The organism is Lutibacter sp. (genome assembly GCF_041562875.1).
Taxonomy (GTDB): domain Bacteria; phylum Bacteroidota; class Bacteroidia; order Flavobacteriales; family Flavobacteriaceae; genus Lutibacter.
On sequence record NZ_JBFFOE010000129.1, the window covers coordinates 1 to 5,852 of the forward strand.

The following is a 5,852-nucleotide window of genomic DNA, read 5'->3' on the forward strand; positions in this document are numbered from 1 at the left end:
ATTCTTCGTAAGCAATGCTCTTTGTGTATTTTAACAGTTTAGCTTCCATTTTTTTTAGTATAGTATTATTTACTACAAAATTACTAAAAACAATTACAAAAAATGAATTTTATGCATTTATATTCTGTTTTGTGCGTTTTTTAATTAAGTGACCTGCATTAAAAAGAGTTAAATCAGCACGAAAATTGACTTTAAAAACATATTCAACAAAGCAAAATCAAAAAAGAATTGCATCTTTGCTATTATGTTCAATTATAAAAACATAAAATTATGCTTAAAGAAGAAAGACACCAACATATTTTAGATAAAATTAAATTAAGTAGAAAAGTTTTATCTACCGATTTAAGTATAGAATTAAATGTTTCAGAAGACACCATTAGACGCGATCTTAATGAATTATCAGCTAATGGATTCATAAAAAAAGTACATGGTGGCGCGCTACCATTAGATACTAAAGCTCCTTCTTACGAAGAAAGAAGCAGTTACAATTTAGAAGAAAAAAACAGCATTGCAAAAAAAGCTGTAAAGCTCATAAAATCAGGTCAGGTTATAATAATGAGCGGAAGTACTACAAACCTGCAACTTGCAAAAATTATTCCTTCCGACATAAATGCTACAATTTATACGTATAGCCTTCCAATTGCGTTACAACTTACAGAACATCCTTCAATAGAAATTATATTTATAGGTGGAAAACTTCACAAAGCAGCACAGGTAACTGTTGGACTTGATGTTGTTTCAACAATCTCAGAATTAAGAGCCGATTTATGCTTCATGGGATCTGGCGGAATTAATATTTCTAATGGAATGACAGAACCCGACTGGGAAGTGTCACACATTAAAAAGTGTATGATTTCTGCCAGCGACAGAGTTGTTGCGCTTTGTACTCAAAACAAAATAAACGAAATAAAAAGATATACTGTTGCTCCCATTCATAAAATAGACACTATTGTAACAGATATAGATCCGAACGATTCTATTTTCGATGACTTCAAAGAAAAAGGTGTTAAAATTCTTTAATAATTTCTTTAAAAAACGTGATTATGCGCTTTTGTGCGTTTTTAAATGTTAAATTTTGCATTTTTTTAACTATTTTTTAACGTTAATTAAAAATAAATGCTACTTTTGGGTAAATATTATTTTAAATCCATTTTTATGAACAAAACAAATGAAAACTTCTCTTTTACCAAGAGATTTCGATTTACGATCAGTCTATTTGTGCTTATGATGTTAGGACTTAGCTTACATGCGCAAACGACCACCTACACATTAAAAGGTAATGTAACAGACAATATTGGTGAGCCTACTCCTGGTGTTAGTGTACAAATTAAAAACACTAACATGGGTGAAACTACTGATTTTGACGGTAATTACACGCTTACAGCTAACCTAAACGCAGGTAGTTATACTCTTACTTTCAGGTCATTGGGGTTAGTAACTAAAGAAGTGAAAATTACATTAGGAACTGAAGCTGAAGTAGTAAATGCTGTTGTCATGAATTTAGATATTCTAGGATTAGATGAAATAGTTATTACTGGTGCAGGAGCATTAACTGCAAAAAAGCAATTAGGAAATACGATTTCTAGTATTAAAGGTTTGGAAATTTCCGAATCTGGTTCAGTAGATATTACAGGAGGACTATCAGGAAAATTGGCAGGAGTTCAAGTAACTCAAAATTCTGGAGACCCAGCAGGTGGTATTAGTGTTCGATTAAGAAGTGCAAGTACCGTGAATGGAAGCTCAGATCCTTTGTACATTATTGACGGGGTAATTGTAAATAACAACTCTACTAATGTCTTAGGTACAACTGGTGTTACTCAAAATAGATTATCAGATATTAGTCCACAAGACATTGATAGAATTGAGGTAATAAAAGGTGCAGCTGCGGCTGCAATATATGGTTCTAGAGCAAGTAATGGTGTGGTACAGATTTTCACAAAAAAAGGCCTATCTGGAGAGCCAGTAATTACGGTTTCTAGCAGTGTAAATTTCAATTCTTTAAGAAAGAAACGTGATTTTAACCAAGAACCTTTTGATTGGTCATCAAGCGACATTACTAATTTAGATAAAGTACCCGTAACAAGATACGACTATCAAGATATGGTATTTCAAAACTCAACAGGAACAGACAACTATGTTTCAATGTCAGGAGGAAAAGAAAACACCAACTATTTTGCTTCATTTTCATATTTAAAGAATGATGGAATTCTTAAAAATACCGATTACGAAAGACAAGGAGGAAGAATTAGAATTAATCAAGTTATCAATGATTGGGCATCAGCTTCTTTTGGTACCTATTTTTCAACAAGCAAAAGTAATGACCAACCTAATGGGGGTTATACAGCTGGAGTATTGCCAACCATACTATTTACAAACAATACAATAGACCCTAGTCCGGATGCAGATGGCAATTATCCAAATATGACTTTTTATCCAAATATTTTGGAATACATTGAAACTTTTAATTTCACTCAAGAGAATAATAGAACCATTAGCGATTTACAACTTAATTTAAAACCAGCTGATGGGCTTAAAGTAAATTATATTCTTGGTTATGACAATTCTGAATCTATAGGAAATTCTTATATTCCAATTGGAACGAATACTATTGCTCTAGGTAAAGCAGCAACAACAACTATTAGTACAAAACAATTAAATAGTGATTTGAATGCTTCACTTGACAAGGACCTTAACGATAACATAAAATCTACAACAACAGCTGGTTTTTCTTGGCAATCAGATAAAACATTGCTACGTTCTATTGTAGGAACTGGTTTGGCGTTAGGAGTAAAAACTACTGATGGAGCTGCCTCAATTTCTACTGATGAAAGCAGAAGTGAAAGAAGTTTCTGGGGTGGATTTTTACAACAAACATTTGGTTTTAGCGATAAACTTTTCTTAACAGGTGCAATTAGACTAGATGGGTCTTCAGTATTTGGTAAAGATGAAAGAAATCAGTTTTACCCAAAAGCAAGTATGTCTTACTTAGTTTCTGAAGAAGATTTTTGGAAAAACAACTTTGGAAGTTCTATTAATAGCTTTAAAATTAGAGCAGCTTGGGGTCAAGCAGGAAACTTAACAGCTATAGGACCTTTTGACCGATTATCAAACTATTCAGCAATAAGTATTGATGGAACTTCAGGTTTAATTGCCCCTACTCGACTTGGGAATGCTGATTTAAAACCTGAAAGACAAACTGAATTAGAATTTGGTATTGATATGGGACTGTTTGATAATAAGATTGGTATTGAACTTACCTATTATAAACAAGATATTGAAGATCTTTTATTAGCAAGAACACTATCTCCATCAACTGGTTTTGGTTCAAGAGTAGAAAATATTGGAACTATGACTAACAATGGTTTTGAAGCATTGATTACAGCGATGCCTGTACAGACAAGTGATTTTAGCTGGTCAATAACCGGTACTTACTCAACAAATAAAAATGAAGTGAACAATATTGAAGGTGAACAATTTGGGATTGGGAATTTTGGATTTTCAGTAGCTAAAAACGGACAACCTTTAGGTGTTTTCTATCAAGGTTTTTATGCAAGAAATACTGACGGAAGTTTACTTTTAACGCCTGGAGGACTTCCACAAAGAGAAAAAGGATCTTATGATGCTAACGGAAATCCTGTTCCTGAAAGAGATGCATCTGGTCAACCAACTGGAACATCCCTAAGTAAAGTTATAGGAGATCCAAACCCAGACTTTATAGCGTCATTAACCAATGAAATTAAATACAAAAACTTTTCTTTTAGAATGCAATTTGATGCCGTACAAGGTGTAGATGTTTTAAGCTGGGATACACGTATGTTTTATCGCTTTGGAGGTGGGCCTGAAACCGCAAGTGAATTACGCGGAGACAGTGTTAGAGGTACTGGTGCAGCTAAGTTTGGTATAGCCGAATCTTACATTGAAGATGGTTCTTATATTAAGCTTAGAGAAGTTTCAACTTCCTATTTGTTAAAAGATCCTTTAAAAGGAGTTAATAGCGTTAAATTCACTATTACTGGACGAAATTTATTCTCTATAGATAATTTCTCAGGGTATGACCCAGAAGTAAATATGGATGGACAAAGTAATGGAGCCAGAGGTGGTATTATGGGACTTGTTCCAATACCAAGTGTCATTAAATTTGGTGTAATAGCTACTTTTTAAGTATTAAAATAAAAAACATAATAAGATGAAAAATATAAAAATATATACAATCATAGGTGCTTTGCTTATTAGCAGTGGTTTATACACTGCGTGCGATACCGAGTTTGAAAATCCGAACAACCCAACTGAAGATGTGGTTCTGGGGACTAAGGAAGGGCTTTTTGCATTAGCAACTGGTATTAGACAATACTATTCAGTAACTGCATTAAGACAAATTATAGAAGCTCCAGGGATTACAACAAGAGAACTAGGAGTTACCAATACTTTTTTAAATATTAATGAATTAGCCAAAGGAGGAGCTGAATTGCCAGCTGAAAGTGGTGGTATCACAAATCCTTGGGTAGATCTTCTAAGAGCTAAAGGAATGGCTGAATCATTAATTGACGGAGCTAATGCAGTAAATCTTTCTCCGGGAACAAAAAGTGGGGTTTTAGCTTATGGAAATCTTTTTAAAGCAATGAGCTTAGGTGCTCTAGTTGAAATGTTTGAACAAGCTCCTATTAATAACGCTGCTGATGGAGCTGCTGAATTTAGTGACAGAGCTACAGTACTAGCAAGTTGCATTTCATTATTAGAAGAAGCGAAAAGCGCTATGGCTTCCGCACCAATCTCTGATGAATTTAAATCAACTGTTTTATGGTCAGACATGAACTTAGAAAAAACAGTAAATGCTTTTCTTTCAAGATATTATTTATTAGCTGGTAATTATACAGAATCAATTAATGCTGCAAATGCAGTATTAAATAATAGTGATGCAACTAATTCAATGTGGGTTTTCGATGCTAACAATCAAAACCCTATCTGGAATCGTACGGTAAATTCTGCCGATTTAAATCCTCAAACTAATTTTGGTTTATTAGGAACTTATATTCCAGAGGCTGGTGATGGTCGTATTAACTTCTATTTAGGTGCCGATGCCGGTTTCGCTAATTTAGATGCAGGTGGACAAGCGCTAAGTGAAATGCTTGGATTCTTTGGAACTAGTACAGCATCAATTCCAATATATCTTAACGGTGAAATGTTATTAAATAAAGCAGAAGCTTATGCTAGAGATAATCAATTAACCAATGCAGTTATTCAACTAAACTTAGTAAGACAAAAGAACAATGACCCATTAGGTGTTAATGCAAACCTTCCTGCTTGGACAGGTAACGAAACAAGCCAAGCTGATATTTTGGAAGAAATCTATAAAAATAGATGTATTGAGTTGTTTTTGACTGGAATGAGATTTGAGGATAGTAAAAGGTTTCATCCTAATTTTGTAGTTCCTGCTGTAGCGAATACAACCAATGAAAGAAATAGAAATTATTATCCTTATCCAACAGTGGAAAGAGAAAACAATCCAAATACACCTGCAGACCCAAGCATATAATTAAGTTTTGAGTTAATATTGGTTATAAACGGGGTTTCAAAGTAATTTGTTAACCCCGTTTATTAATTCAAGTTACATAATTAAAAATGAAAATAATTTTTTATGTTTTGAAATATCCAAAATCTTAATCGTTAAATTTGGACCTTTAAAAATATTATATTTAAAAATTGCTCATCACTAAAACTCATCAATGAATTCAATACTAATCTTAATCATCATACTGTTATATTTTGGGATATTAATGCTAATTTCTCATGTCGTCTCAAAAAATACAAGTGATGAATCTTTTTATACAGGAGACCGAAAATCACCTTGGCAA

Annotated in this window: 3 protein-coding genes; all 3 read left to right on the top strand. The window is 33.2% G+C overall.

Annotation, left to right across the window (positions count from 1 at the left end):
- Window positions 1-270 precede the first annotated feature (270 nt).
- The 3 genes from ABY863_RS12390 (at window position 271) to ABY863_RS12400 (ending at window position 5,533) form a co-directional block, all read left to right on the top strand.
- Window positions 271-1,020, top strand: a complete 750-nt coding sequence (locus ABY863_RS12390) for a DeoR/GlpR family DNA-binding transcription regulator (protein WP_372795300.1) — start codon at window positions 271-273, stop codon at window positions 1,018-1,020.
- Between the two features lie 135 nt (window positions 1,021-1,155).
- The gene (locus ABY863_RS12395; protein ID WP_372795302.1) at window positions 1,156-4,161 is read left to right on the top strand and encodes a SusC/RagA family TonB-linked outer membrane protein; all 3,006 of its coding nucleotides are present in this window, start codon (window positions 1,156-1,158) and stop codon (window positions 4,159-4,161) included.
- Between the two features lie 25 nt (window positions 4,162-4,186).
- The gene (locus ABY863_RS12400; protein WP_372795304.1) at window positions 4,187-5,533 is read left to right on the top strand and encodes a RagB/SusD family nutrient uptake outer membrane protein; all 1,347 of its coding nucleotides are present in this window, start codon (window positions 4,187-4,189) and stop codon (window positions 5,531-5,533) included.
- Window positions 5,534-5,852: the final 319 nt, after the last annotated feature.

What these genes read in the sequence shown, in the direction of transcription:
- ABY863_RS12390 (WP_372795300.1), top strand. Translation starts at nt 271, where the DNA reads ATGCTTAAAGAAGAAAGACACCAACATATTTTAGATAAAATTAAATTA.
- ABY863_RS12395 (WP_372795302.1), top strand. Translation starts at nt 1,156, where the DNA reads ATGAACAAAACAAATGAAAACTTCTCTTTTACCAAGAGATTTCGATTT.
- ABY863_RS12400 (WP_372795304.1), top strand. Translation starts at nt 4,187, where the DNA reads ATGAAAAATATAAAAATATATACAATCATAGGTGCTTTGCTTATTAGC.